Origin of the sequence: Pseudomonas beijingensis (genome assembly GCF_030687295.1) — a bacterium.
Classification (GTDB): domain Bacteria; phylum Pseudomonadota; class Gammaproteobacteria; order Pseudomonadales; family Pseudomonadaceae; genus Aquipseudomonas; species Aquipseudomonas beijingensis.
Window position 1 is genome coordinate 50,846 of sequence record NZ_CP117425.1, and the last position, 25,996, is coordinate 76,841.

22 protein-coding genes and 1 pseudogene are annotated in these 25,996 nt (G+C 61.7%); 10 read left to right on the forward strand and 13 right to left on the reverse strand.

Features of this window, described 5'->3' with window-relative positions; translation table 11 throughout:
• Window positions 1-275 precede the first annotated feature (275 nt).
• The 5 genes from PSH84_RS00235 (at window position 276) to PSH84_RS00255 (ending at window position 5,548) form a co-directional block, all read left to right on the forward strand.
• Window positions 276-560, forward strand: coding sequence for a hypothetical protein (locus tag PSH84_RS00235; RefSeq protein WP_305468993.1), 285 nt, complete (start codon window positions 276-278; stop codon window positions 558-560).
• A gap of 80 nt (window positions 561-640) precedes the next feature.
• Window positions 641-805 (forward strand): DUF1328 domain-containing protein, encoded by a 165-nt coding sequence (locus PSH84_RS00240; RefSeq protein ID WP_003177151.1) that lies wholly within the window; start codon window positions 641-643, stop codon window positions 803-805.
• A gap of 2 nt (window positions 806-807) precedes the next feature.
• Window positions 808-1,272, forward strand: coding sequence for an inhibitor of vertebrate lysozyme family protein (locus PSH84_RS00245; RefSeq protein WP_305468994.1), 465 nt, complete (start codon window positions 808-810; stop codon window positions 1,270-1,272).
• Between the two features lie 663 nt (window positions 1,273-1,935).
• Entirely contained in the window at window positions 1,936-3,267 is a 1,332-nt protein-coding gene (gene gltP / locus PSH84_RS00250; protein ID WP_122567720.1) for a glutamate/aspartate:proton symporter GltP, read from the forward strand.
• A 1,051-nt stretch (window positions 3,268-4,318) separates the two neighbouring features.
• Entirely contained in the window at window positions 4,319-5,548 is a 1,230-nt protein-coding gene (locus PSH84_RS00255; protein WP_122567722.1) for a nucleoside recognition domain-containing protein, read from the forward strand.
• Between the two features lie 20 nt (window positions 5,549-5,568).
• Here the strand turns inward: PSH84_RS00255 and PSH84_RS00260 are convergent, their stop codons facing one another.
• The 10 genes from PSH84_RS00260 to PSH84_RS00305 all read right to left on the reverse strand — a co-directional run bounded on the left by PSH84_RS00260 (window position 5,569) and on the right by PSH84_RS00305 (window position 16,827).
• The gene (locus PSH84_RS00260; protein WP_305482106.1) at window positions 5,569-6,204 is read right to left on the reverse strand and encodes an ABC-type transport auxiliary lipoprotein family protein; all 636 of its coding nucleotides are present in this window, start codon (window positions 6,202-6,204) and stop codon (window positions 5,569-5,571) included.
• Window positions 6,201-7,139 carry an MlaD family protein gene (locus PSH84_RS00265; RefSeq protein WP_122567724.1) on the reverse strand — a complete coding sequence of 313 codons (939 nt, stop codon included), beginning with the start codon at window positions 7,137-7,139 and terminating at the stop codon, window positions 6,201-6,203. Before PSH84_RS00265 ends, PSH84_RS00260 begins: the two co-directional genes overlap by 4 nt.
• 1 nt (window position 7,140) lies before the next feature.
• Window positions 7,141-7,944: an ABC transporter ATP-binding protein gene (locus tag PSH84_RS00270; protein ID WP_122567725.1), complete on the reverse strand. Its 804-nt coding sequence runs from the start codon at window positions 7,942-7,944 to the stop codon at window positions 7,141-7,143.
• Window positions 7,941-9,089: an MlaE family ABC transporter permease gene (locus PSH84_RS00275; RefSeq protein WP_122567726.1), complete on the reverse strand. Its 1,149-nt coding sequence runs from the start codon at window positions 9,087-9,089 to the stop codon at window positions 7,941-7,943. Before PSH84_RS00275 ends, PSH84_RS00270 begins: the two co-directional genes overlap by 4 nt.
• Window positions 9,090-9,141: 52 nt before the next feature.
• Entirely contained in the window at window positions 9,142-10,167 is a 1,026-nt protein-coding gene (locus PSH84_RS00280; RefSeq protein WP_122567727.1) for a DUF5924 family protein, read from the reverse strand.
• Between the two features lie 224 nt (window positions 10,168-10,391).
• On the reverse strand, window positions 10,392-11,783 hold the full coding sequence (locus PSH84_RS00285; protein ID WP_122567728.1) for a M16 family metallopeptidase: 1,392 nt from the start codon (window positions 11,781-11,783) through the stop codon (window positions 10,392-10,394).
• A gap of 186 nt (window positions 11,784-11,969) precedes the next feature.
• Window positions 11,970-13,628: a Na/Pi cotransporter family protein gene (locus PSH84_RS00290; protein ID WP_122567729.1), complete on the reverse strand. Its 1,659-nt coding sequence runs from the start codon at window positions 13,626-13,628 to the stop codon at window positions 11,970-11,972.
• A gap of 334 nt (window positions 13,629-13,962) precedes the next feature.
• Window positions 13,963-14,730 (reverse strand): TerC family protein, encoded by a 768-nt coding sequence (locus tag PSH84_RS00295; protein ID WP_122567730.1) that lies wholly within the window; start codon window positions 14,728-14,730, stop codon window positions 13,963-13,965.
• A 73-nt stretch (window positions 14,731-14,803) separates the two neighbouring features.
• Window positions 14,804-16,111, reverse strand: a complete 1,308-nt coding sequence (locus PSH84_RS00300; protein WP_060739862.1) for a CitMHS family transporter — start codon at window positions 16,109-16,111, stop codon at window positions 14,804-14,806.
• Window positions 16,112-16,500: 389 nt separating this feature from the next.
• Window positions 16,501-16,827, reverse strand: a complete 327-nt coding sequence (locus tag PSH84_RS00305; RefSeq protein WP_305482108.1) for a DOPA 4,5-dioxygenase family protein — start codon at window positions 16,825-16,827, stop codon at window positions 16,501-16,503.
• A gap of 84 nt (window positions 16,828-16,911) precedes the next feature.
• Here PSH84_RS00305 and PSH84_RS00310 point away from each other — a divergent pair, with 84 nt between their 5' ends.
• Window positions 16,912-17,577, forward strand: coding sequence for an NAD(P)-dependent oxidoreductase (locus PSH84_RS00310; RefSeq protein WP_305482109.1), 666 nt, complete (start codon window positions 16,912-16,914; stop codon window positions 17,575-17,577).
• An 83-nt stretch (window positions 17,578-17,660) separates the two neighbouring features.
• Here the strand turns inward: PSH84_RS00310 and PSH84_RS00315 are convergent, their stop codons facing one another.
• Window positions 17,661-18,611 carry a choline sulfate utilization transcriptional regulator gene (locus tag PSH84_RS00315; protein ID WP_305469001.1) on the reverse strand — a complete coding sequence of 317 codons (951 nt, stop codon included), beginning with the start codon at window positions 18,609-18,611 and terminating at the stop codon, window positions 17,661-17,663.
• A 114-nt stretch (window positions 18,612-18,725) separates the two neighbouring features.
• Between PSH84_RS00315 and betC the strand changes: the two genes are divergently transcribed.
• The 3 genes and pseudogenes from betC to PSH84_RS00330 all read left to right on the forward strand — a co-directional run bounded on the left by betC (window position 18,726) and on the right by PSH84_RS00330 (window position 22,936).
• Entirely contained in the window at window positions 18,726-20,240 is a 1,515-nt protein-coding gene (gene betC, locus PSH84_RS00320; protein ID WP_305482110.1) for a choline-sulfatase, read from the forward strand.
• 16 nt (window positions 20,241-20,256) lie between these two features.
• A complete protein-coding gene (gene choX / locus PSH84_RS00325) occupies window positions 20,257-21,177 on the forward strand; it encodes a choline ABC transporter substrate-binding protein (RefSeq protein ID WP_305482111.1) in 921 nt (306 codons plus the stop codon).
• A gap of 189 nt (window positions 21,178-21,366) precedes the next feature.
• A pseudogene (locus PSH84_RS00330) lies at window positions 21,367-22,936 on the forward strand (SulP family inorganic anion transporter).
• Between the two features lie 141 nt (window positions 22,937-23,077).
• Here the strand turns inward: PSH84_RS00330 and aroE are convergent.
• On the reverse strand, window positions 23,078-23,902 hold the full coding sequence (gene aroE, locus PSH84_RS00335) for a shikimate dehydrogenase (protein ID WP_305482112.1): 825 nt from the start codon (window positions 23,900-23,902) through the stop codon (window positions 23,078-23,080).
• A gap of 13 nt (window positions 23,903-23,915) precedes the next feature.
• Window positions 23,916-24,830 (reverse strand): oxygen-dependent coproporphyrinogen oxidase, encoded by a 915-nt coding sequence (gene hemF, locus PSH84_RS00340; RefSeq protein WP_305482113.1) that lies wholly within the window; start codon window positions 24,828-24,830, stop codon window positions 23,916-23,918.
• 164 nt (window positions 24,831-24,994) lie between these two features.
• On the opposite strand from hemF, the gene PSH84_RS00345 reads away from it, so the two are divergent.
• Window positions 24,995-25,972 carry an NADPH:quinone reductase gene (locus PSH84_RS00345; protein ID WP_305482114.1) on the forward strand — a complete coding sequence of 326 codons (978 nt, stop codon included), beginning with the start codon at window positions 24,995-24,997 and terminating at the stop codon, window positions 25,970-25,972.
• Window positions 25,973-25,996 lie beyond the last annotated feature (24 nt).

Sequence of the window (25,996 nt, forward strand, 5' to 3'; positions counted from 1 at the left end):
GACGGTTCGTATCGCTGATTCCGACGGCTGCGTCTGACAGGAAACTTCAGAACCACCTTACGCCTTTTCCCTGCCGTTCGTGCAATTCGCACGACGTTCGCGCGGGTCATCGTGCAGGATGCGTCCCCCAGCTCTCGTGGTCATTTGATAACTCTTTGATTTTAAAGAATTTTATCTCTTAAAAAATCCTGGCACGCCGGCTGCACTGCTCTGGTCAACGTGGCGTAAGAGCGCCTCAACCAGATCACCACACCCGGGTGGGGAGGAATTTCAGGATGAATCGTCAATGTGCCGCCCAGTTTCGACTCTCTTCCTTGAATATCCAGCAGGGCTTATGGGCTGCCCTGGCATTGTTGGTCACGCTCGTTGTTGGTCAGCAATGGTTGCTCTGGCACGAACGTCAACAGCCAGAAGCGCCGCAGGTGTCGATTCACCGTGCCCCACAAACCCATTTCAGCGCCGTCAGCGTCGCCGAGGCTTCCGCTTCCATGCGCATGATGGAGGTCGATCAGGCTCAGCCAGTGACCGACATGCCGCGTGAAGAACGTTGGGTGTTTTAACCCGATGTACCGGTCGTCCACTGCGCCGGAACCATCACTGCAAGACCCTCACTAAATAGAAAAGCGTAAGGAGAATCACCATGTTGAGCTGGGCAATTACCTTCCTGATCATTGCCATCATCGCCGCCGTACTGGGCTTCGGTGGTATCGCAGGCACCGCCACGGGCATCGCCAAGATTCTCTTTGTCGTGTTCCTGGTGATGTTCATTGCTTCCTTCTTCTTTGGCCGCCGTGGCCGAGGCTGACCATGAGCGTTTCCTTAAAAGGACTGGCCGCCGCCCTGTTGCTGGGCGGCAGTGCCATGGCAATGGCTGCCAATGACGGACAGATGCGTGCCAACCAGTTGCTGGAGGCGGACCCGCAATACCGCGAGACTTGGCAGCACGTCGTCAAAAAAGAAGAGCGCCTGCCCGAATGGGTGATGAACCTGTCAGGCGATTCGGAACAAATGAATGCTGTCGAGGAAGACGGCGACAAGTACCTGGTGGGACCGCTGTGTGAAACCCAGGCCACGTGTCGCAGCAAGCGTCTGATCGTCGCCTTCAGTTTCGACAAGGACGAGGCCTATGCCATGTTGGTGGAGGTCCCTGCCGGACTGCCGGCCGACAAATCGCCGACCCGTCATGCCGACTACCGTTTCCTCGGTAATCCCGATGAAGGTATGCAGAAACTGTTAATGGAACAACTCAAGAAAGATCCGAACTGGTATTGATTCTGAAAATGGGAAAAGCAGCCCTGCTTTTCTCTGCTGCACAGCCCGAGGAGGGCCGGTGCATGACCAGGGGGCCGGGACGTTCTGACGGATATGCGTCGGAGTGACCTACGGGCACAAGGGGTGCCTGCGAAAGGGCCGGGTCAGGTAAAAGCTGTGACGCAAGTTCGCAAAGCCCTCACGGCTTGGCGAACTTGCGTAGAGCTTCGTGTCGCAAGGGACCCCGCGATGCGGCATTTTGTCTCCTCCCGCCAATTTATTACCCTTTCCCTGACCGTATATCGGAGAATAACGAGACGATTTCTCTCGTGAGTCGCGTCTCGATGCGTCGCCGTTTCAACGGCTCCCAACCTCGGCTGAGAAAGCCCAGAGACGCTGAAATGGCCGGTTTACGGCACTTATGCCTGCAAAAATGTCGCCTTCGAACCGCCTGTGAGGCGGGTTTCGTTTGGAAAATCTCATGCCGATTCGGCATGGGGTAGGCGTTTACGGCATTAGACGAGCCCCCCTGGCATCGCAATAGTTGCGCCTTTTTTCGCCTGCCAGTCAGCCGCTAGCGCGCTCGGGGTGACCTTATACGGGGGCAGAGGCAATGCAGAGTTCGTCGTCATCGACGGACCGTTCACGCCACTGCCCGAGTCCAACTGAAGTAAGGGTAACGATATGAAGAAGGCACGACTAAGCCTCGCCTGGCAGATCCTCATCGGTCTGGTGCTGGGGATTGCATTGGGCGCGCTGCTCAACCATTTCAGTGCCGAGAAGGCCTGGTGGATCAGCAACGTACTGCAACCGGCGGGCGACATCTTTATCCGCCTGATCAAGATGATCGTGATCCCGATCGTGATTTCCTCGCTGATCGTCGGCATTGCCGGGGTCGGTGACGCCAAGAAACTCGGGCGTATCGGCCTCAAGACCATCCTTTACTTCGAAATCGTCACCACCATCGCCATCGTCGTCGGCCTGCTGCTGGCCAACTTCTTCCAGCCGGGCAGCGGCATCGACATGAGCACCCTGGGCACGGTGGACATTTCCAAGTACCAGGCCACGGCCGCGGAAGTCCAGCATGAACATGCGTTCATCCAGACCATCCTCAACTTGATCCCGTCGAACATCTTCGCCGCCGTCGCCCGTGGCGAGATGCTGCCGATCATTTTCTTCTCCGTCTTGTTCGGCCTGGGCCTGTCCAGCCTGCAATCGGACCTGCGCGAACCGCTGGTGAAAATGTTCCAGGGCGTGTCGGAAAGCATGTTCAAAGTCACCCACATGATCATGCAATACGCGCCGATCGGTGTGTTCGCCCTGATCGCGGTGACGGTCGCCAACTTCGGCTTCGCCTCCCTTCTGCCTCTGGCGAAACTGGTGATCCTGGTTTACGTCGCCATCGCCTTCTTCGCTTTCGTGGTGCTGGGCCTGATCGCCCGCCTGTTCGGCTTCTCGGTGCTCAAGCTGATGCGCATCTTCAAGGATGAGTTGGTGCTGGCCTACTCCACCGCCAGTTCCGAAACCGTGCTGCCGCGGGTGATCGAGAAGATGGAAGCCTACGGCGCGCCGAAAGCCATCTGCAGCTTCGTGGTGCCCACCGGCTACTCGTTCAACCTCGACGGTTCGACCCTGTACCAGAGCATCGCGGCGATTTTCATCGCTCAGCTGTATGGCATCGACTTGTCCATCAGCCAGCAGTTGCTACTGGTGCTGACCCTGATGGTCACCTCCAAAGGCATCGCTGGCGTACCGGGCGTGTCGTTCGTGGTGCTGCTGGCCACCTTGGGCAGCGTGGGCATTCCGCTGGAAGGCCTGGCCTTCATCGCCGGTGTCGACCGCATCATGGACATGGCCCGTACCGCGCTGAACGTCATCGGCAACGCCCTGGCCGTGTTGGTCATCGCCCGTTGGGAAGGCATGTACGACGATGCCAAGGGCCAGCGCTACTGGAACTCTCTGCCGCACTGGCGCAGCAAGGAGCCGCTGCCGGCGGGGGAAACTTCCAGCCGTTGATCCATTGGGGGGAGTTCGGGCCAGCAACAAAGTGCCTGAACAACCCCGGTTATTGTGGGAGCGAGCTTGCTCGCGATAGCGCCAGATCCGTCAGCATTGATGTTGGCTGACCCACCGTTATCGCGAGCAAGCTCGGCTCCCACAGGAATTTTTGCCAGGCGCAAAGCCTCCGAACGACCCGGTCATTGTGGGAGCGAGCTTGCTCGCGATAGCGTCGGATCAGTCAGTATCGATGTGACTGACCCACCGTCATCGCGAGCAAGCTCGGCTCCCACAGGAATTTTTGCCAGGCGCGAAGCCTCTGAACGCCCCGGTCATTGTGGGAGCGAGCTTGCTCGCGATAGCGCCAGATCCGTCAGCATTGATGTTGGCTGACCCACCGCTATCGCGAGCAAGCTCGGCTCCCACAGGAATTTTTGCCAGGCGCGAAGCCTCTGAACGCCCCGGTCATTGTGGGAGCGAGCTTGCTCGCGATAGCGCCAGATCCGTCAGCATTGATGTTGGCTGACCCACCGCTATCGAGAGCAAGCTCGGCTCCCACAGGAATTTTTGCCAGGCGCGAAGCCTCTGAACGCCCCGGTCATTGTGGGAGCGAGCTTGCTCGCGATAGCGTCGGATCAGTCAGTATCGATGTTGACTGACCCACCGTCATCGCGAGCAAGCTCGGCTCCCACAGGAATTTTTGCCAGGCGCAAAGCCTCTGAACGACCCGGTCATTGTGGGAGCGAGCTTGCTCGCGATAGCGCCAGATCCGTCAGCATTGATGTTGGCTGACCCACCGCTATCGCGAGCAAGCTCGGCTCCCACAGGAATTTTTGCCAGGCGCAAAGCCTCTGAACGACCCGGTTATTGTGGGAGCGAGCTTGCTCGCGATAGCGCCAGATCCGTCAGCATTGATGTTGGCTGACCCACCGCTATCGCGAGCAAGCTCGGCTCCCACAGGGTGTTCGTCGATCATCTGCGCAGTGCCAAGCAAACCCCGGGAAATCCGGGGTTTGTCGTTTCTGCCAGCCCCGCTATCATTCGCGGCATCTTCCGGGGGATTTAACCGATGCTCAATGGCCTGTGGCTTGGCTTCTTTATCGTGGCAGCCGTGTCGGCGCTGGCACAGTGGCTGATCGGCGGCAACGCCGGGATTTTCGCGGCCATGGTGGAAAGCATCTTCGCCATGGCCAAGCTGTCAGTGGAGGTGATGGTCCTGCTGTTCGGCACCTTGACCCTGTGGCTGGGCTTTCTGCGCATCGCCGAAAAGGCCGGCATCGTCGACTGGCTGGCCAAGGCCCTCGGCCCGCTGTTCCTGCGCTTGATGCCGGAAGTGCCCGCCGGCCACCCGGCCATTGGCCTGATCACCCTCAACTTCGCTGCCAACGGCCTGGGCCTGGACAACGCGGCCACCCCCATCGGCCTCAAGGCCATGCGCGCCCTGCAAGACCTCAACCCCAGCCCGACCATTGCCAGTAATGCGCAGATCCTGTTTCTGGTACTCAACGCCTCGTCGCTGACGCTGCTGCCGGTGACCATCTTCATGTACCGCGCCCAGCAAGGCGCGCCGGACCCAACCCTGGTGTTCCTGCCGATCCTGCTCGCCACCAGCGCCTCGACCCTGATGGGGCTGCTGTCCGTGGCGTTCATGCAGCGTCTGCGGCTGTGGGACCCGGTGGTGCTGGCTTACCTGATTCCGGGCGCGCTGGTGCTGGGCGGTTTCATGGCACTGTTGGCGACGCTCTCGGCCACGGCGCTGGCGGGGCTTTCATCGGTCCTCGGCAACCTGACGCTGTTTGGCCTGATCATGCTGTTCCTGGTGGTGGGGGCACTGCGCAAGGTCAAGGTGTATGAAGCCTTTGTCGAAGGCGCGAAAGAAGGGTTCGACGTGGCCAAGAGCCTGTTGCCGTACCTGGTAGCGATGCTCTGCGCCGTCGGCGTGCTGCGGGCTTCGGGGGCGCTGGATTTCGGCCTGGACGGTATCCGTCATCTGGTGCAGTGGGCCGGCCTGGACACCCGTTTCGTCGATGCCTTGCCGACCGCCATGGTCAAGCCATTCTCCGGCAGCGCCGCCCGGGCCATGCTGATCGAGACCATGAAGACTTCCGGCGTGGACAGCTTCCCGGCCCTGGTGGCGGCGACCATTCAGGGCAGCACCGAGACCACGTTCTACGTGCTGGCGGTCTATTTCGGTGCCGTGGGTATCCAGCGGGCGCGCCATGCCGTGGGCTGCGCGTTGCTGGCGGAGTTGGCGGGGGTCGTGGCGGCGATTGGCGTTTGCTACTGGTTCTTTGGCTGACCTGATTCTCCCCGCGGCCCCTAGGGTTGGGTCGGCGTTGCGAAACGCTGGCCTTGCTCCAATGTCCAGGCCACCACTTCGGCCGTCAGCCGGTCACCGGCCCGGCCAAAACCGTCCACAACCGCCGGCACTTTCACATCGCTCAACGGCTGGCGCACTTCAAAACGGCGACTGGCCAGGATGCGTTGGTCGAACCCGCGCACCAACAGTGCGTCCAGGCGAATCACCACGCTGGCCGCTGTGCCCTGGTATTCGGTCTGGAACGCCTGCAGTTGTCCGCCCAGTTCCAGGTCCGCTTGCAGGTTGCTGTCGGCGACGCTCAACAGCCAGACGCGCCCGTCCTGGGCAAAACCATCGAGCAGGCGGTTGCGCAACAGCACCGGGGCTGGGTCGCTCCAGCGCGAGGCGGCGTAACTGCTGAACAGATTGCCCTGGGGAATCACCGCTATTTTCGGGCTGTTGAGCACCTCGCTGGTCTGGGGGCTGGCCAGTCGCAGCGACCAGCTCACCGGCGTGCCCGCAGATATCGGGGCCTGGGTGGCCGGCAAGCGATACACATCCGAAGGTTCGGCCTTGGGCAAAATCGAGCAACCACCTGCCAGGGCAAATCCTGCCAGCAAGAGAAGAGGGCGGATAAACCGGTTGGACGGCTTCATGGCGTGAACTCCTTGTCCTTGTCATTGCCCAGCAAATAGCCGCTGGGGTTGGCATCCAGGCGCCGGGAGATCCCCCGCAAGGCACTCAGGGTTTCGCGCAGCTCACGCACGGCTGGCGCCAGGGCATTGAGGCCTTGCATGCCGTTATTCAACGAATCGCGGTTGTCGCTCAACAGTTTGTCGAGGGTCGCGGTGCTGCGAGCCAGGGACTGCATGGCCTGGCCGGCGTTGCCGAACGCCTGTTTGCCCTGGTCGTTGAGCAAACCATTGGCGTTGCGCATCAACGCCGTGGTTTGTTCCAGCGCGGCGCTGGCCTGTTTGCCGATGGACGCCAGTTGCTGCATGGCCTGGCGAATATCGCCGCGCTGCTCGGCAATGACCCCAGTGGTTTGCTCCAGATGCTCAAGCGTCTTGCCCAGGCTTTGGACGTTGTCCGAGGAAAACACCTCATTGGCGTTGTGCAGCAACAGGTTGATGCTGGTCATCAAGTCATCGCTGTTGTTGAGCAGGCGGGCGATGGGCGAGGGTGCGGCGATGATCACCGGCGGTTCACCGTCGTGCCCTGTCAGCGCCGGGCTCTGGGGCGTGCCGCCACTGAGCTGGATAATCGAGGTGCCGGTGATGCCGGTCAATGCCAGCTTGGCCTGGGTGTCTTGCTTGACCGGTGTTTCCCCGCTCAAGCGCACCTGTGCCAACACCCGGCGCGGGTCGTTCGGGTCCAGGCGCAGATTGACGACGTCGCCGACCTTGATCCCGCTGTACTCCACCGAGCTGCCCCGGGACAGCCCGCTGACCGCCTCGTTGAACACCACTTCGTAATACTTGAATTCACTGTCCACGTTGGACTTGGCCAGCCACAGGCCAAACAGCAGGGCGCCGGCCACCACAATGACGGTGAACAGGCCGATCAACACATGATGGGCTCGGGTTTCCATGTCAAACCTCGTTGGATGATGTAGCGGTCGATAACGCCGCGCGGCCGCGAGGGCCATGGAAGTATTCGTGAATCCAGGCATCGTCGGTTTCCGACACCTTGTCGATGACATCGGCCACCAGTACTTTTTTCTGCGCCAGTACCGCCACCCGATCGGTGATGGTGTAGAGGGTGTCCAGGTCGTGGGTGACCAGGAACACGCTCAAGCCCAAGGCATCGCGCAGTGTCAGGATCAGCTGGTCGAACGCCGCCGCACCGATGGGATCGAGGCCGGCGGTGGGTTCGTCGAGAAACAGGATGTCCGGGTCCAGGGCCAGCGCACGGGCCAGGGCGGCGCGCTTGATCATGCCGCCGGACAGTGAGGCGGGGTATTTGTCGGCGGCCGAGAGTGGCAGCCCGGCCAGCGCCAGTTTCACCGCCGCCAAGTGCTCGGCGTCGGCCCGGCTGAGCCCGGCGTGTTCGATCAGTGGCAGGGCGACGTTTTCTGTCACGGTCAGTGACGAAAACAGCGCGCCTTTCTGGAACAACACGCCAAAGCGCCGTTCCACCCGCGAACGTTGTTCCGGGGGCAGGCTCGGCAAGTCCTCGCCGAACACCCGCACAGCACCCTCGCTGGGCCGATTCAGGCCGACGATGCTGCGCAGCAGCACCGATTTGCCGCTGCCGGAGCCGCCGACCACGGCGAGAATCTCGCCCTTGTACACATCCAGATCGAGGTTTTCATGCACGCTCTGGCGGCCAAAGCGATTGCACAGGCCCCGCACCTGAATCACCGCCTCGGTGGGCGGCCGTAAGGGTTGGCTCACCAGTTCATCTCCATGAAAAACAGCGCGGCCACGGCATCGAGCACAATCACCACGAAAATCGACTGCACCACGCTGGAGGTGGTGTGAGCTCCGACCGATTCGGCACTGCCACTGACCTTGAAACCTTCCAGGCAGCCCACGGCAGCGATCAGGAAGGCAAAGATCGGCGCCTTGACCATCCCCACCACGAAATGCTGCACGCCGATGTCTGACTGCAACAGCGTCAGGAACATGGCCGGTGAAATACCCAGCGACAAAGCGCAGACCACACCCCCACCAATAATCCCGGAGAGCATGGCCAGGAAGGTCAGCATCGGCAGCGCCACCAACAGCGCCAGCACCCGTGGAATCACCAGCAACTCGACCGGATCGAGGCCAAGGGTGCGGATCGCGTCGATTTCTTCATTGGCCTTCATCGAGCCGATCTGCGCGGTGAACGCGCTGGCGGTGCGGCCCGCCATGAGGATGGCCGTGAGCAAAACGCCGAATTCGCGCAGGAACGAGAACGCCACCAGGTCCACGGTAAAGATGCTGGCGCCAAAATCGGCCAGCACCGTCGCGCCGAGGAACGCCACCACCGCGCCTACCAGGAACGTCAGCAGGGCGACGATGGGGGCCGCGTCCAGGCCGGTCTGTTCGATATGAACGACCATCGCTGTCATGCGCCAGCGCTTGGGGCGAAACAGGTTGCGGGCCAGGGTTTCCAGGATCAGGCCGACAAAACCCAGCAGTTGCAGGGTGTCTTGCCAGACTTTGTCCACGGCGCGGCCGATACGCGTCAGCAACTGGGTCATCACGCTGACCTGCGGCTCTTTCACCGGCACACAGAAGTCCGTCAGCGAGCAGTAGACCGTCTGCAACAGCGCTCGCTCGGCGGCCGGCAAGCTGCAATCGGGGTGCTCGGCGGTCTTGCCCAGCCGTTCCGACCCCAGCAGTTCCACCAGCAACGAAGCCCCGGCGGTGTCGAGGGCGCCGAGGCTGTTGAGGTCGATCAGGGTGTTTTCGTCGTATTGGCCGCGCAAGGATTCGCTCACGCGCTTGAGCTGCGCGTAATGGGCCAGCGTCCAGTCGCCGCCGACCCAGAGCTTCGCCGCAGAGCCCGACGTGTCCAGCCGGGCAGTGCCAGTGTGGGATCCGGGGGTCATATGCTCCATGCTCGTTCGACTTGAACAGCGCTACCTAATAGCACGACCACCGTTATTTTGCCTCGGGTACGGCAGCGTTCACCTCGAAACGCAGCACGCCGATCAACTGGCCGTTTTCCGTGAGCACCCGCACCTGCCATTTGCCTGTCGGGTCGTCCGGGAAGTTCTGCTTGTGGGTCCAGGCGCGATAGCCTTCCTTGCGCCCGCCGTGGATGTCCAGGGCGATGCGGTCGACTTCTTTGCCGTTGAACTGCCAGACGTGATAAATCCGCTCGTCGAGCCCTCGCGGCGCGTTGATGGCCGTGTAGGCGTACAGGCCATTGCCGCGGATCTGCGCCGCGCTGACCTGCTTGAGACTGGCGCCCGGCGTGCGGTCCTCCACTTGGGTGCTGATCGCCACTTCGGTCATCCACAGCGTGGCCGGCGGCACCCAGGAGCGCAGCACCCAGCCGGCGGCGCCAATCCCCACGGTGATGCAGAGGATCGCCACGGCGTTGCGCACGGTGCGGATCGGGAAGATCGAGGCCAGGCTGGGAAACGACAGCAGCATGGCGATGCCCAGCGCCAACTTGAAGCTCTGGTCGGTGGTCAGGTGCAGGATCACCGGCAACGCGGTGAGCAGGGCGGCGAACAGCGTCAGCGTGTGCAACGCCAGAAACGCCCAGCGCCGGGGCGCCAGCCATTTGTAGTACAGCGGGTCGATGATCGAGATCAGCGCCGCGATAGTCAGCAAACCGGTGAAAAGCAGCTGGCTGCTGTTCCAAGTGGTGGTGATGAAGAAAAACGGCAGGACGAAAAACAGGCTTTCCTGGTGAATCATCTGCGTGGCGTAGCGCAACAGCGGCTGGGGGATTTCCCGTTTGAAAATCCGCGTGAACAGCCGGGTCATGCTGTTCTCGACCATCAGCCAGAGCCAGCTCACCAGCATCATGATGGCGATCCACGTCGCCAGGCCCTGCTGGCGGTCCACCAGCATGAAACTGCCGACCCCGGAGATGAAACCGCCGAGCGCTATGACCCCTGGATAGCGCTTCATCAATTCAAGGATGCGCTGGATATAGACCGTCAGGTTTTGCATTCGGTGGTTTCACAGTAAGTCGTAGGAAATATCCCTGACAGAGTATCGCCAGGGCATCGATGTGACGAGTGCTCTTGTGGCAAGTGGGATTTGCTGTGGGAGCAAAGCTTGCTCGCGAAACAGACGCCTCGGTTTCGGAAAGACCGCGTCGCTTCCATCGCGGGCAAGCCTTGCTCCCACACAGCAGACAGATGCCCTCGCCACAAATGTGGGCCGCCACGAGATCATTCTTCGTTCGTTCGGGCCCGCCGGCGCACTTGCCACACCACCAACCCGAGCAACAGCAACCCCAGCACAACACCCAGTCCCCAAACCAGCTCATCGTCACTGAGCAACGGCTTTTCGATGCGCAGGTAACCCGGATCCTTGAGCAGTTCACGCAGGGCCATGTTGGCCTGTTCCAGGCTCACCTCCTGCAGGCGCACGGCCGGGTTGGCGAAGCGCCCGTCTTCATAGTCGCCCAAGGCTCCCCAGTAGTAATCGGCCAGTGCGCTGTTACCTTGAACCGCCCAGGACTGGTGGGCGATGGCCGCGCGTTTGATGCGCACGAAACTGGCGGGGTCCAGGCCATCCTTGAGCAAGGTCTTGCGCAGTTCTTCGAGCGCCTGTTCGGCTTCGGGCAAGTCTTCGCGGGACAGGTCGGCGTTCAGGCTGAAGAAGCCGACGCCGCCGAACACTTCGCGCTCGGTCCACGGCCCGTAGGACAGGCCGCGGGCCAGGCGCAGCTGGCGATAAAGCGCCCAATCCAGGTAATCCTTGAGCAGGTCGAAGGTTTCGTCATGCTGCTCGTCCAACACCGGTTCCGGGAACAACCAGTGAAGCTTGGCGCTGTCGCCAGCCAAGCCACGGATCAAGTTACGCTTGGTGACCGCCTTGTAGCGGATCTGCGGCAGCGCCTCGTGAGCGCTGGGCTCCACCGGCTCGAGTTCGCCGAAGGCGCGTTCCAGGTAGGCAGGCAGCAGTCGGTCGAGGTCGCCGACCACGATCAGCGTCATGTTGTTCGGCGCATACCAGGCTTTGCGCACTTGTTCGAGGCGGGCGAGGGTATGGCGCTGGACCTCGGCCCGTTCCGCGCAGCGCAGGCCCAACTCAACCGCCAACTGGTTGCTGGCCTTGTGGCCCAGGTCTTGGTGATCGAGCCAGCGTTGCAAGTGGGTGTAGTGGCCGCCGTCCTCGCGTTCCACCACCCGCTTGGCTGCCTCCAGGGCTTTTTCATCGATGCGGGTGCGGGTCAACAGCGCCAGCAGCAGGTCCAGCACCTTGCGCTGATTGCGCGCCGGCGCCTCAATGACGAACGTGGTGTCCGCGTTGCTGGTGAAGGCATTCCACTCGCCACCCAAGGCCTGCATGCGCTCTTCCAGCCCACCTTCACCACTCTCGTCGACGCCGCTGAACAGCAGGTGTTCGAGCAGGTGCGGCAGTTCCTTGTCGGCGCAACTGAAGTCGTCCAGGCCCACACCGACCACCAGCCGGATCGCCACATGCCCGCGCTCGGTGCCGGGTTTGAGCATCAGCTGCAGGCCGTTGGGCAGCGTATAGCCTTCGACCTGGAACCGGTCCAGGGCAACCACGGGCAGTGAACCGAGCAAAAGAAAGGCGAGCAACAGACAACGCATAAGGGCTTCCTGGCGGCTGAGTGGCGGTCCATGGTGCCGGGCAGGCCGTCATCGGCGGAGCATCGCCCGGAGTCGGCTCGCTCCCCCTATCGAATCTATGCGGTGTTCATGACAACGGGAGCAGGCGGGCCGGTGAACGGTTTCAGGCCCGAGCCTTTGTTAATGACTGACCAATGCGCCAGTCGTTCACGGCGAATGGGTTATGTCGGAAATTTCATCGACCGCCAGCGCACCGATCTCGGCCGTCTCCAGCACCACATAGGCGCTGCCGCAAAACAGCGAATTGAGGCGTCTCATGTCGGCGATCAGCTCCAGGTGCAGGGAACTGGTCTCCAGGCTTTGTACGACTTTGCGTTGCAAACGGCTGACATGGGCGTGGGCCATACGCCGTTCCTGCGCCCGAAAGCGCCGTTTCTCACGCAGCAACTGGCGGGCGCTTTCCCGGTCGGCGCTGAGGAATACCGACAACCCCAGCCGCAGGTTGGCGATCAAGTGGCTGTGCAGCCCCGCCAATTCCTCCAGGCCCACATCGGAAAAGGAACGGCGTTGCGAAGTCTTCTGCTGCTGGACCTTGCGCAACATGCGCTCGATAAGGTCGCTGGCCAGCTTGAGGTTGATCGCCAGTTCGATGATCTCCGCCCAGCGGCGGCTGTCCTGTTCGCTGAGGTCTTCACGGGGCATTTGCGCCATGTACAACTTGATGGCACTGCACAGGGCTTCGACGTCATCACTCATGCGCCGTACGTCCTGGGTCACCGCCGTTTGCGCACCGCGCAGCACGTCCAGCATGGCTTCGAGCATGTTTTCGATCAGGTCGCCAATGCGCAAGGTTTCCCGGGCCGCGTTCGCCAACGCCAGGCTCGGGGTAGCGAGGGCCGTGGGGTCCAGGTGGCGGGGCTTGGCCGTGCCGTTGGTTTCGGGCCGCTCCGGCAGCAGCCAGGCACAGAGCTTGGCCATCGGGCCGACGCTGGGCAGCAGCACCAGGCACCGCACGGTGTTGTAGAGCAGATGAAAACCGATCACCGTTTCCTGGGGGCTGAAATCCAGGCCGTCCAGCCAGCCCACCAGTGGATCGAGCACCGGAATGATCAACACCAGGCCGATCAGCTTGTACAACAGGCTGCCCAGCGCCACCTGGCGCCCGGCGCTGTTCTGCATGCTGGTGCTGAGGAACGCCAATACGCCGCTGCCGATGTTGGCGCCGATCACCAGACCGATGGCCACCGGCAGGCTGATCACCGCGGCGCCGGCGAGGGTCGCGGTCAGCAGCACGGCGGCCAGGCTGGAATAGGAGATCATCGCGAACAGCGCGCCGACCAATGCATCGAGCAGGATGTCGCCGGTCAGCGAGGCGAAGATCACTTTCACGCCTTGGGCATGGGTGATGGGCGCGGCGGCCTCGACGATCAATTGCAGGGCCAGGATGATCAGGCCCAGGCCGATGCCGACCCGGCCCATTTGCCCGACGCGGGTCTGTTTACGCGAGAGGAAAAAAATCACCCCGAGGAAAATCAGCAGCGGCGACAGCCACGACAGGTCGAGGGTCAGCACCCGGGCCATCAGCGCGGTGCCGACATCGGCGCCGAGCATGGTCGCCAGGGCCGGGGTCAGCGCCATCAGGCCCTGGCCGACGAACGAGGTGACGAGCATGGCCGTGGCATTGCTGCTCTGGACCATGGCCGTGACCATGATCCCTGCGATAAACGCCAGCCAGCGCCGGGACATGTTCTGGCCAATGACATGGCGCAGGTTCGAGCCATAGACCCGCAAGATGCCGGTACGCACGATATGCGTGCCCCAGATCAGCAGGGCCACGGCGGAGAGCAAATTCAGCAGGGTCAGCATGAAAGGCCCCCTGTTAGCGTCCCAAAGGAACAAATTGACGATGCCACATTCTTCGTTCTTGTACTTAAGCTGTAGTTGGCGAACGGTTCGGGCGCCAGCATTGCACAGCTAAAGAATCGTTTGAAACAAAACCGTCATAAAAACCGCTTCATCGAAAACCCCAGAACCCTGTGGGAGCGAGCTTGCTCGCGATAGCGGCCTGACAGTCAAGGAAGATGTTGGATGTCATGGCCTCATCGCGAGCAAGCTCGCTCCCACAGGTTTTGCATCTGGTTGCTTTCCGGAGGGCATGAAAAAGGGGCTCCATGAGCCCCTTCATTCATCGCCTATACCGTCACTGACCCGGCATGTCCTTGCGCAGTTTCACCGGATCCTGCTGCTTGCGCTTGCGCGCCATGGCTGTGCGCATCTTGATGTTGAACGCTTCGACCGCCAGGGAGAACGCCATGGCGAAGTACACGTAGCCTTTTGGCACGTGCACGTCCAGAGACTCGGCGATCAGCACGGTACCGACCACCAGCAGGAACGACAGCGCCAGCATCTTCAGCGACGGGTGCTTGTCGATGAATGCACTGATGGTACCCGCCGCCAGCATCATCACCAGCACCGCCACGATAATCGCTGCGACCATTACCGGTACATGGGAAACCATGCCCACGGCGGTGATGACCGAGTCCAGGGAGAACACGATGTCGATGATCGCGATCTGGACGATGGTGTAGATAAAGCTGCCGCCCTTGCCCGTAGGCGTCTCGCCGGTTTCGTCTTCGCCTTCCAGCGCGTGGTACATCTCCTGGGAGCTTTTCCACAGCAGGAACAGGCCACCGAAGAACAGGATCAGGTCACGACCGGAGATGCCTTGGCCGAACACTTCGAACAAATCGGCCGTCAGGCGCATGACCCAGGTGATGGACAGCAGCAACAGGATCCGCGTGACCATGGCCAACGCCAGGCCGAAGATCCGGGTACGCGCCTGCATGTGCTTGGGCATGCGGCTGACCAGGATCGAGATCATGATGATGTTGTCGATGCCCAGGACGATTTCCAGGGCGGTCAGGGTAAAGAAGGCAACCCAGATTTCCGGGTTGGTCAGCCATTCCATGTGAGTTCCTTTGAGCGAGTGTTAGGCCGTGCCGCGCCTTTGTCAGACGGGCACGGCGCAGCGAGCGTTGCTTTTATAGAGTGCTGAACAGCGGAAAAATCCCCATCAGCAAGGCGGCGAACATTATGCACAGGCAAACCAGTACTGCCCACTTCAGGGTGAAGCGCTGGTGATCGCCGAACTCGATCCCGGCCAAGGCTACCAGCAGGTAGGTCGACGGAACCAGTGGGCTCAACAGGTGGACGGGCTGGCCGACGATGGAGGCACGGGCCATTTCAACGGCGGTTATGCCGTAATGGCTGGCTGCTTCGGCGAGAACCGGTAACACCCCGTAATAAAATGCATCGTTAGACATGAAGAAGGTGAACGGCATGCTTACCAGCGCGGTGATGACCGCCAGGTAAGGACCGAGGAATTCCGGAATCACCGCCAGCAGGCTCTTGGACATGGCGTCGACCATGCCGGTGCCGGACAGGATGCCGGTGAAGATACCCGCTGCGAAAATCAGCCCGACCACCGCCAACACACTGCCGGCGTGCGCCGCGACGCGGTCTTTCTGCTGTTGCAGGCACGGGTAGTTGACGATCATCGCGATGCTGAAGGCCACCATGAACAGCACCGGCAACGGCAACAGGCCGGCGATCAGGGTGCACATCAGGGCCAGGGTCAGGGCGCCGTTGAACCAGATCAGCTTCGGACGACGGGCATCCGGGAACTGGGAAACGCTGATTTCGCTGTGGTCGATTTCATCACCTGCCAGGTGCAATTCACCCAAGCGTGCGCGCTCGCGTTTGCCATACATGTAGGAGATTGCCAGGATCGCCACGACACCGGCCAGCATCGCCGGAATCATCGGCACGAAGATGTCGGACGGATCCACATGCAGCGCACTGGCCGCTCGGGCCGTCGGACCGCCCCATGGGGTCATGTTCATCACGCCGCCGGCGAGGATGATCAGGCCCGCCATGATGCGTGGGCTCATGCCGATGCGGCTGTAGAGCGGTAGCATTGCGGCCACGCAGATCATGTAAGTGGTCGCGCCGTCACCATCGAGGGAAACGACGAGCGCCAGAACGGCGGTACCGACCGAAACTTTCAACGGGTCGCCCTTGACCAGCTTGAGGATCTTGCGCACGGCCGGGTCGAACAGGCCGGAGTCGATCATCAGGGCAAAATACAGAATCGCAAACATCAGCATCACCCCGGTCGGGGCGAGCTTGGTGATGCCTTCAAGCATCATCGGGCCGATTTTCGGCGCGAAGCCACCGAACAGGGCGAACAGGATCGGGATGATGATCAGGGCGATCAGCGCGGACAGGCGCTTGGTCATGATCAGGAACATGAACGTGATGACCATGGCGAAGCCAAGGAAAGTCAGCATGGGAAATACTCCAGGCGTAGCGCGGCTATGAAATGCGAACCGGACAGGTCAGCGCGAAATGCTAAGCACGAGGGGAGCGGATGGAGTGGGTACTGCGGGACGGGTAGCAGCGGACATCAGAAATCACCATTGTTGTTGTTAAAAGGGCCGAACGAGCTTTGAAACTCGCTTTTGGCCGACCGGTCTGTTGCCGGAAGTGAGGTGATCCTAATCGCGCTAGCTTTCAGCAAGCTTTCGTTGCAGACAATGGAGTTTTCTGTGGGGGCGAGGTTTACCTGTGGGAGCAAAGCTTGCTCGCGATGAAGTTGACGCATTCCCGCTTGAGAGCTGCGGCGTTTTTATCGCGAGCAAGCTTTGCTCCCACAGAAAGTCGGTGCGCCACCGGTCAATCAAAATGCCGAAAGATTCAACGGCCGCACCGCGCCCATCCAGATCGCATGCTCGGTGTGGTCCACCAGGTCATCGCCGGTCTCCGGGTGCAGGAAAATCACCAAGCCCTTGCGATTGAGCGCCAGCCACGGCAGGACCACGCCGATGTACTGCGGATCGAACGCCAGCTGACAACTCCAATCCGGGTGCGGGCCGACTGGGCGCTGATGGACGCGGCCCATTTTCAGTGGAAACAGTTGCGCCGCTTCCTCGCACAGGGCTCGCGCCTGGTCGAGGGTGGTGGCGTCGAAATACACGTGGGCGTGGTAGCCCTTGATCCGCTGCATCTGTACTCCTTGAAAAAGAGGCCGAACCCTCGCCGTTTGCCGCGGGTCAGAGCCTTTACATGCCGGACAAAGAGGAAAGCAGCCATGAAAAACGCCGAAACCCCGGTCATCAAAGTGGTGCTCTATGGTGCCATGAGCAGCCTCGGCAGTGCGTTGATGGCTGAAATGCTAAGGCGCCAGCATGAGGTCATCGCCATTCTCGACGATCTTACCGCCCTGGCTCCACGTCCGGGCCTGCGGACCAAGACCGGCGATCTGTTCGACCCGGAGCGGGTCAAGCAAAGCGTCGCCGGCGCCAACGCCGTGGTGTGTCTGTTGAACGCGCCGGGGTTGCCGATGAACAGCGAACACGTGGAGCGCACCTTGATTCCCGGCCCGGTGGAGCAAGTCCTGGCGGTGGATGCGCTGATCGCCGGCATGCAGGCGGTGAACATTGCCCGGCTGTTCCTGGTGGGTGACTTTGCGGTGCTCGACGAAGAACCGGCCGACGACGATTTGCAGCGCCATGCCGCCGAAGAAGTGCTCGATGCCCTGAAAAACAGCACGTTGCAATGGACCTTGATCAACGCACCCTATGCGGCGCCTGGCCTGGGCATCGAACATTTCAGCCAGGTCAGTACCAGCCTCGAACCCGGCATGGCCGAATCCCTGGAACGGCTTAACCGCGTGGCGGTCGGCATCGCCGATGAGCTGCGCCTGAACCTGCATGTGGGCGAACACGTCAGCTTCGTGGCCGCCACAGAGCGGTGATAACCGTGGCGAGGGAGCTTGCTCCCGCTGGGCTGCGAAGCAGCCCCAAAAAGACGATGACCCACTCAAGCCTCGCCCTGTACTCAAACAGCAATCGACGGCAACGGCAGCCCCGTGAGCGATTCGGCACTGTTGGCCTGTTCTTCCATCAGCCAATCGACGAATTGCCTGATCAACACACCGCGCCGTTTACGCTGGGGCAAGACCACGTAATACCCCAGCCGCGACAGCACCGTTTCAGCGATCGGACGGCACAGCAGCCCCTGGGCCAATAAGTTATCCACAAGGTGTCGCCAGCCGATGGCGACGCCTTGGCCGCCAATCGCTGCTTGGATGAGCAACGTGTAGTTGTCGAAGCGCAATTGCCCGGGGGCTGGCGGCGAGGTGATGCCCAGCTCGCGGAATACGCCGCTCCAGTCGAACCAGCTGTTGCTGTTGCCCGCGCGCAGGTGCAGCAACGGAAATTCCGCCAAGTCCTGGGCGGGCAAGGGCAGGGGACGTTCCTTGAGTAGCAGTGGGCTGCACACCGGAAAGACTTCTTCGCTGAACAGCCAGCGACTTTCGCCTTGTTTGAAGCGACCATCGCCGAACAGTACGGCAACGTCGATATCGGTGCGCAGCATGTTGTGGTTACGTTCGCTGGTCACCAGGCTCACGTCCACCTGAGGATTGGCGGCGTGAAAGCGATGCAGGCGCGGCATCAGCCAGTAGGCGGCGAAGGCGAAGTCCGTGGCGACCTGCAGCACCTCGTGCTGGTGCTGGGCGGTGATCGCGCTGAGCCCGGCATCGATGCTCTGCAAGCCGGCCTGTACCTGTTCGAACAGGATCGTCCCGGCCTCGGTCAGTTCGATGCCACGGTAGATCCGGTCAAACAACCGCGTACCCAGTTGTTCTTCCAGGCGCTTGATCTGCTGGCTGATGGCCGGTTGTGTGGTGCCCAGTTCAATCGCCGCCGCCGTAAAGCTCTGTTGGCGGGCTGCGGCTTCAAAGGCACGGAACAGTTCCAGGGACAGGTTACCCAGGGCGTCATACATAAGCTGTGCTTATCCTAGTCATTATCCTGCATGGGCTTTACCCCAAAACCCGGGGGCTACATGCTCAATCGCAGCAATGTCGCATAACTGCCTACTATGGAATGCCGCGAATACATGAAGCGCAAGAACATTCTTTTCATCATGGCCGATCAAATGGCCGCGCCAATGTTGCCGATCTACGGTCCTTCGCCGATCAAGCTGCCGAACCTGTCGCGCCTGGCGGCTGAGGGCGTGGTGTTCGACGCCGCCTATTGCAACAGCCCGCTGTGCGCGCCGTCGCGGTTCACCCTGGTAAGCGGCCAGTTACCGAGCAAGATCGGTGCGTACGACAACGCGGCGGACTTTCCCGCAGACGTGCCGACCTATGCCCATTACCTGCGCCGCCTCGGCTACCGCACGGCGTTGTCCGGAAAGATGCACTTTTGCGGCCCCGACCAACTGCACGGCTACGAGGAGCGCCTGACCAGCGACATCTATCCTGCCGACTACGGCTGGGCGGTGAACTGGGATGAGCCGGACGTGCGGCCGAGCTGGTACCACAACATGTCGTCGGTGTTGCAGGCCGGCCCTTGCGTGCGCACCAACCAGTTGGATTTCGATGAAGAAGTGGTGTTCAAGGCCCAGCAGTACTTGTTCGATCACATCCGCGAGGAGGGTGACCAGCCGTTTTGCCTCACCGTGTCGATGACTCACCCACACGACCCGTACACGATTCCCAAGGCGTTCTGGGATTTGTATGACGACAACGACATCCCGTTGCCACAGACCCCGGCGCAAACGGACCTCGATCCCCATTCCCAGCGGCTGCTGAAGGTTTATGACCTCTGGGACAAGCCTCTGCCTGTGGATAAGATTCGGGATGCTCGCCGCGCCTATTTTGGCGCGTGCAGCTACATTGACAGCAACGTCGGTAAGCTACTGCAAACCCTGGAAGACACCGGTCTGCTGGACGACACGATCATCGTGTTCTCCGGCGATCACGGGGACATGCTCGGCGAAAAGGGCCTCTGGTACAAAATGCACTGGTTCGAAATGGCCGCTCGCGTACCGTTGCTGATCAGTGCGCCGGGGCAGTTCGCCGCCGGCCGGGTAGGCGCGGCCGTGTCCACCGCCGATTTGCTGCCAACCCTGGTGGAACTGGCCGGCGGCACGCTGGAACCGGGCTTGCCGCTGGATGGTCGCTCGCTGGTGCCGCATCTGCAAGGGCAGGGCGGGCATGACGAGGTCTTCGGTGAATACATGGCCGAAGGCACCATCAGCCCGTTGATGATGATCCGTCGTGGCCCGTGGAAATTCATCTACAGCGAAGATGACCCGTGCCTGCTGTTCGACGTACGCAACGACCCCAAGGAAGTGGAAGATCTCAGCCAATCCCCTGAGCATCAAACCCTGTTCGCCGATTTTCTCGCCGAAGCTCGCGCCAAGTGGGATATTCCGGCGATTCACCAACAGGTGCTCGCCAGCCAGCGTCGCCGTCGTTTCGTCGCCCAGGCGCTGACCCTGGGCAAACTCAAGAGCTGGGACCACCAGCCGCTGGTGGACGCCAGCCAGCAGTACATGCGTAACCACATCGACCTCGACGATCTGGAGCGCAAGGCCCGTTATCCACAACCCTGCCAAAACCAATAACGTAAGGGGCACGCACATGCAAAAGTTATCCACAGTACTGACCGCTGGACTGTTGGCGTTGAGCAGTATTTCGGCCTGGGCCGAGCAAAGCTGCGAGACCGTGAAGATGGCCGATCCGGGCTGGAGCGATATCGCCGCGACCAACGCCATCACCGGTTTCCTGCTGGACGGGATGGGCTACAAAGCCAAGGTCGACACCCTCGCGGTGCCGATCACCTTCGGTGGCCTCAAGGACGGCCAGGTGGATGTGTTCCTGGGTAACTGGATGCCGGCGCAGCAGGGCTTCTATGACAAGTTCGTGGCCAATGGCGACGTCACGCAACTGGCCAAGAACCTGGACGGCACCGAGTTCACCCTGGCGGTCCCGGACTACGTCTGGGACGCCGGTGTGCATAACTTTGCCGACCTGAACAAATTCGCCGACAAGTTCGACAAGAAGATCTACGGCATCGGCTCCGGCGCCCCGGCCAACCTTTCCTTGAAAGAAATCATCAAGACCAACGACTTCGGCATGGGCGAGTGGAAACTGGTGGAGTCCAGCGAGCAGGCGATGCTGGCGGAAGTCTCCCGGGCGGTGAAAAAACAGAAATTCGTGACCTTCCTCGGCTGGACCCCGCATCCGATGAACGTGCAGTTGAAAATGCACTACCTCAAGGGCGGCGAGAAATACTTCGGCGACACCGGCAGCGTCTACACCCTGACTCGCAAAGGTTATGCACAGGCCTGCCCGAACGTCGGCAAGCTGCTGACCAACCTGAGTTTCACCCAGGAGATGGAAAACAGCATCATGGCTGAGGTGGTGAACAACAAAGTCAGCAACGCCGATGCGGCCAAGGCCTGGATCAAGGCCAACCCGGCGGTGCTGGATAAGTGGTTGGACGGTGTGAAAACCCTGGATGGCAAGGATGCGTTGGCGGCGGTGAAGGCCAAGCTCTGACGGCGGAGCACTGTCGCAAGGGGATTATTGTGGGAGCAAGGCTTGCCCGCGATGAAGACGACTCGGTCTTTCAGAGACCGAGGTGCCTGTTTCGCGAGCAAGCTTTGCTCCCACATATATCCCCTCGCCACAGGGAGAATGGTGCCTTGTCCTGATACCCTTGCTCGCAAACCCCATCCTTGAGGCCCCATGGCAATCCCCACTCGCCATTCACTCTTTCCCTTCCTGGGCTGGCTGCCCCGGCAGACCCGCGCCAGTGTCGGCCGCGACCTGATCGTCGGCCTGAGCGGCGCGATTCTCGCGTTGCCGCAGTCCATTGCCTACGCCTTGATTGCCGGTTTACCCCCCGAATACGGCTTGTACGCGGCGATCGTGCCAGTGCTGATCGCCTGCTTGTGGGGGTCGTCGTGGCACCTGATCTGCGGCCCCACGGCGGCGATTTCCATCGTCCTGTACGCCACCGTCAGTCCGCTGGCCGTGCCCGCCAGCCAGGACTACATCACCTTGATCCTGCTGCTGACGGTGCTGGCGGGTATTTTCCAATGGCTGCTGGGGTTGCTGCGTTTCGGTGCGCTGGTGAATTTCGTTTCCCACTCGGTGGTGCTGGGCTTCACCCTGGGCGCGGCGGTGGTTATTGCCCTGGGGCAGTTGCCGAACCTGCTGGGCCTCGACCTGGCGAACGAAGCCACGGCGCTGAGGGGCCTGCTGATGCTGGTCGATCACATCGGGGCTGTGGATAAGCCCTCGCTGTTGCTGGGGGTGGGCACGCTGCTCCTGGGCATTGTGCTCAAGCGCTTGCTGCCGCGCTGGCCGAGCCTGTTGATAACTTTAGTCATCAGCAGCCTGGTGGTCTGGTTGTGGCCGGCGATGTTCGGGCATGTGGCGCTGGTCAGCGCCTTTGCCGGGCGCCTGCCGCCGCTCACGCCGCTGCCGCTGGACCTGGAGCTGATCCTGCGCCTGCTGCCCGGGGCCGTCGCGGTGGGCATGCTCGGGCTGGTCACCAGCCTGTCCATCGCCCGTTCGTTGTCGGTACGGTCCGGGCAACTGCTCGATGCGAATCAGGAGGTGAGGGCGCAGGGGCTTTCCAACATCGTGGGCGGATTTTTCGCCGGATCATTGTCGGCCGGTTCCTTTACCCGTTCCGGCCTCAGCTATGAAGCCGGGGCCTGCTCGCCCCTGGCCGGGGTGTTCTCGGCCTTGTGGGTGGCGTTGTTTGCGGTCGCCGGGGCGAAACTGATCGCACACATCCCGATTCCGGCCATGGCAGGCAGCATCCTGCTGATCGCCTGGGGGCTGGTGGACCACCGCGGTATCCGGGCGTTGTTCCGCGTGAGTCGCGCCGAATTCATGGTGATGAGCCTGACCTGCCTGGCTACGTTGCTGCTGGAGCTGCAAACCGCCATCTACGCCGGCGTGCTGGCTTCGCTGTTCTTCTACCTCAAGCGCACCTCGCAGCCGCGGGTGCAGCATTTTCGCGAAGGGGAGGCGGAGATCCTGCGGGTGGGCGGTTCGATCTTTTTCGGCGCCAGCCATTACCTGCAAGTACGCCTGCAGCGGTTGCAGGCGCAGCGGGTGGTCATCGATGCCCAGCAGATCAACTTCATCGATTATTCCGGGGTGGAAATGCTCCACCAGGAAGCCCGGCGCCTGCGCAGCCAGGGACGTAGCCTGACCTTGCGCATGGCCCGGCCCCAGGTGGTGGAGGAGTTGTTGAAGCTGGAGGGGGGCGCAGAAGTGCCCGATCCATTTCGAGGACTGAAGAAATCGCAGAGAGCTTAAGGCTCACACATACACCTGTGGCGAGGGGATTTATCCCCGCTGGGGCGCGCAGCGGCCCCGTCTTTTGGGACTGCTTCGCAGTCCAGCGGGGATAAATCCCCTCGCCACAACAGCTTGAAGCCTAGAGCGCCAGTTGGCGGCGCAACTCGGCCAGCACCGGCGCGGTGTCCGGGCGTACCCCGCGCCACAGGTAGAACGCTTCCCCCGCCTGTTCGGCGAGCATGCCCAGGCCATCCATCGCTACTGCCGCGCCGTGTTCCTTGGCCCAACGGCAGAACGACGTCGGTTCCTTGCCATACATCATGTCGTAGCAGACCGTCTTGCCCGGCTCGATCAAGCTGGCGGCAATCGGCGGTACATCCCCCGACAGGCTTGCGGAGGTCGCGTTGATAATCAGGTCCACCGGCTCTTGCAGCCAATCGAACCCGCTGCTGGCCGAGACCGGGCCCAGGTCGGCGAACAACTCGGCCAGCAATTCGGCTTTTTCCACCGTGCGGTTGGCGATGATCACCGAGGCCGGCGCTTCGGCCAGCAGCGGTTCCAGGGCACCGCGCACCGCGCCGCCGGCCCCGAGCAACAGGATGCGCTTGCCCTGGAGGCTGAAGCCGGCGTTGACGGTCAGGTCCCGGACCAGTCCGGCGCCGTCGGTGTTGTCACCCAACAGGCGCCCGTCGGCCAGTTTGCTCAATGTATTGACCGCCCCGGCTCGCTGGGCCCGCTCGGTCAGGCTGTCGGCCAGCCGGAAGGCGTCTTCCTTGAACGGCACCGTGACATTTGCCCCACGACCCTCGCGGAAAAATTCTCGGGCGCAACCCGCGAAATCCTCCAGGGGCGCCAGCAGCGTGCTGTAGTCCAGGGTTTGCCCGGTCTGCTCGGCAAACAGGCGATGGATCAACGGCGACTTGCTGTGGCCGATCGGGTTACCCATTACAACGTAGCGGTCCATGGATAATCCCCGTTCAGGCCGTCGCCAGCCAATCGCGATCTTGCAGGAAATACTCGGTCAGCCGCGCCTCTTCGCTGCCCGGTTCGGCTTTCCAGTCGTAGCCCCAGCGCACTTGCGGTGGCAGGGACATCAGGATCGATTCAGTCCGTCCGCCCGATTGCAGGCCGAACAGCGTGCCACGGTCGTAGACCAGGTTGAACTCCACGTAGCGCCCACGGCGGAACTCCTGGAACTCCCGCTGTTTGGCGGTGAACGCGTCGTGCTTGCGGCGGCGCACGATCGGCAGGTACGCCTCGATATAGGCGTCGCCAATGGCGCGGATGAAGGCGAAGCAGGTGTCGAAATCCCACTCATTCAGGTCGTCGAAAAACAGGCCGCCGATACCCCGGGGCTCGTTGCGATGCTTGAGGTGGAAGTAGCTGTCGCACCAAGGCTTGTAGCGCGGATACACCTCGGGGCCGAACGGCGCGCAGGCTTGCTCGGCGACGCGGTGCCAATGCACGCAATCTTCCTCCACGCCGTAGTAAGGCGTCAGGTCGAAGCCACCACCGAACCACCAGACCGGCTCTTCACCTTCCTTCTCGGCGATGAAGAAACGCACGTTGGCGTGGGAGGTCGGTACGTGGGGGTTGTGCGGGTGGATCACCAGCGACACGCCCAAGGCTTCGAAGCCACGACCGGCCAGTTCTGGTCGATGGGCGCTGGCCGAGGGTGGGAGACCGCTGCCGAAGACGTGGGAAAAGTTGACGCCGCCCTTTTCGATCACCGTGCCGTTTTCGATCACCCGCGTGCGACCGCCACCACCGGCCGGCCGGGTCCAGGCATCTTCGACGAAGCGCGTGCCACCGTCCTCGGTTTCCAGGACGGCGCAGATACGGTCTTGCAGGTCGAGCAGGTAGGCTTTCACGGCCTCGGTGCGAGTGGACATGACATCACCTTGATCAGGGCTACGCTAAGCGGCGTATAGCGGGCCGGTGGCAAATGGGCGCACAGGATACCACCGCACTTGCCCACGCCACAGTTGACGACGGTCAAGCTTAGGAGTCCGATAGCAGGCTTGGTAAAAAGTCCTGCGACAAGGAGAAAGTGAAGATGGCCAAACGTATCCAGTTCAGTTCCCACGGTGGTCCCGAAGTGCTTGAGTATGTGGGTTATCAGCCTGCCGAGCCGGGCCCGCAGCAGGTGCGCGTCAGCAACAAGGCGATCGGCCTGAACTTCATCGACACCTACTACCGCAGCGGTCTGTATCCGCCACCGACGCTGCCTTCGGGCCTGGGCGCCGAGGGCGCGGGTGTGGTCGAGGCCATCGGTTCGGGCGTTACGCGGTTCAAGGTCGGCGACCGGGTGGCGTACGGCAGCGGCCCGCTGGGGGCCTACAGCGATGTGCATGTGTTGCCCGAAGCCAATCTGGTGCACCTGCCCGAATCCATCAGTTTCGAACAGGCCGCCGGCGTGATGCTCAAGGGCCTGACCGTGCAATACCTGTTACGCCAGACCTATGAACTCAAGGGCCGAGAAACCATTCTGTTCCACGCCGCCGCCGGTGGCGTGGGCTCATTGGCCTGCCAGTGGGCCAAGGCCTTGGGCGTGAAGCTGATCGGCACCGTCAGTTCGCCGGAAAAAGCCGCCATCGCCAAATCCCACGGCGCCTGGGAAACCATCGACTACAGCAAGGAAAACGTCGCACAGCGCGTGCTGGAATTGACTGACGGCAAGAAGGTGCCCGTGGTGTACGACGGGGTTGGCAAGGACACCTGGTTGACCTCCCTGGACAGCGTCGCCCCCCGGGGTCTGGTGGTGAGCTTCGGCAATGCCTCGGGTGCGGTGGACGGTGTGAACCTGGGGATTCTCTCGGCCAAGGGCTCGCTGTACGTCACCCGCCCGACCCTGGCGACTTACGCCAACAATGCGGAAAACCTGCAGCGCATGGCCGATGAACTGTTCGGAATGATCGCCAGCGGCAAGATCACGGTGGACATCAACCAGCGTTATCCACTGGCGGAAGCGGCCAAGGCCCAGGCCGAACTGTCGGCGCGGCGCACGACCGGTTCGACCATTCTTCTGCCTTGATTTAGAGCTCGCTGAAGAACCTGT

Excerpts from the sequence above, each read along its gene's own strand:
- PSH84_RS00285 (WP_122567728.1), bottom strand. The coding sequence starts at position 11,783 with ATGCGTTGTCTGTTGCTCGCCTTTCTTTTGCTCGGTTCACTGCCCGTG.
- PSH84_RS00300 (WP_060739862.1), bottom strand. The coding sequence starts at position 16,111 with ATGCTGACTTTCCTTGGCTTCGCCATGGTCATCACGTTCATGTTCCTG.
- PSH84_RS00310 (WP_305482109.1), top strand. The coding sequence starts at position 16,912 with ATGAAAAACGCCGAAACCCCGGTCATCAAAGTGGTGCTCTATGGTGCC.
- aroE (WP_305482112.1), bottom strand. The coding sequence starts at position 23,902 with ATGGACCGCTACGTTGTAATGGGTAACCCGATCGGCCACAGCAAGTCG.
- PSH84_RS00345 (WP_305482114.1), top strand. The coding sequence starts at position 24,995 with ATGGCCAAACGTATCCAGTTCAGTTCCCACGGTGGTCCCGAAGTGCTT.
- PSH84_RS00235 (WP_305468993.1), top strand. The coding sequence starts at position 276 with ATGAATCGTCAATGTGCCGCCCAGTTTCGACTCTCTTCCTTGAATATC.
- betC (WP_305482110.1), top strand. The coding sequence starts at position 18,726 with ATGAAGCGCAAGAACATTCTTTTCATCATGGCCGATCAAATGGCCGCG.
- PSH84_RS00255 (WP_122567722.1), top strand. The coding sequence starts at position 4,319 with ATGCTCAATGGCCTGTGGCTTGGCTTCTTTATCGTGGCAGCCGTGTCG.
- PSH84_RS00295 (WP_122567730.1), bottom strand. The coding sequence starts at position 14,730 with ATGGAATGGCTGACCAACCCGGAAATCTGGGTTGCCTTCTTTACCCTG.
- PSH84_RS00280 (WP_122567727.1), bottom strand. The coding sequence starts at position 10,167 with ATGCAAAACCTGACGGTCTATATCCAGCGCATCCTTGAATTGATGAAG.
- PSH84_RS00275 (WP_122567726.1), bottom strand. The coding sequence starts at position 9,089 with ATGACCCCCGGATCCCACACTGGCACTGCCCGGCTGGACACGTCGGGC.
- gltP (WP_122567720.1), top strand. The coding sequence starts at position 1,936 with ATGAAGAAGGCACGACTAAGCCTCGCCTGGCAGATCCTCATCGGTCTG.
- hemF (WP_305482113.1), bottom strand. The coding sequence starts at position 24,830 with ATGTCCACTCGCACCGAGGCCGTGAAAGCCTACCTGCTCGACCTGCAA.
- PSH84_RS00240 (WP_003177151.1), top strand. The coding sequence starts at position 641 with ATGTTGAGCTGGGCAATTACCTTCCTGATCATTGCCATCATCGCCGCC.
- PSH84_RS00290 (WP_122567729.1), bottom strand. The coding sequence starts at position 13,628 with ATGCTGACCCTGCTGAATTTGCTCTCCGCCGTGGCCCTGCTGATCTGG.
- choX (WP_305482111.1), top strand. The coding sequence starts at position 20,257 with ATGCAAAAGTTATCCACAGTACTGACCGCTGGACTGTTGGCGTTGAGC.
- PSH84_RS00245 (WP_305468994.1), top strand. The coding sequence starts at position 808 with ATGAGCGTTTCCTTAAAAGGACTGGCCGCCGCCCTGTTGCTGGGCGGC.
- PSH84_RS00260 (WP_305482106.1), bottom strand. The coding sequence starts at position 6,204 with ATGAAGCCGTCCAACCGGTTTATCCGCCCTCTTCTCTTGCTGGCAGGA.
- PSH84_RS00265 (WP_122567724.1), bottom strand. The coding sequence starts at position 7,139 with ATGGAAACCCGAGCCCATCATGTGTTGATCGGCCTGTTCACCGTCATT.
- PSH84_RS00315 (WP_305469001.1), bottom strand. The coding sequence starts at position 18,611 with ATGTATGACGCCCTGGGTAACCTGTCCCTGGAACTGTTCCGTGCCTTT.
- PSH84_RS00305 (WP_305482108.1), bottom strand. The coding sequence starts at position 16,827 with ATGCAGCGGATCAAGGGCTACCACGCCCACGTGTATTTCGACGCCACC.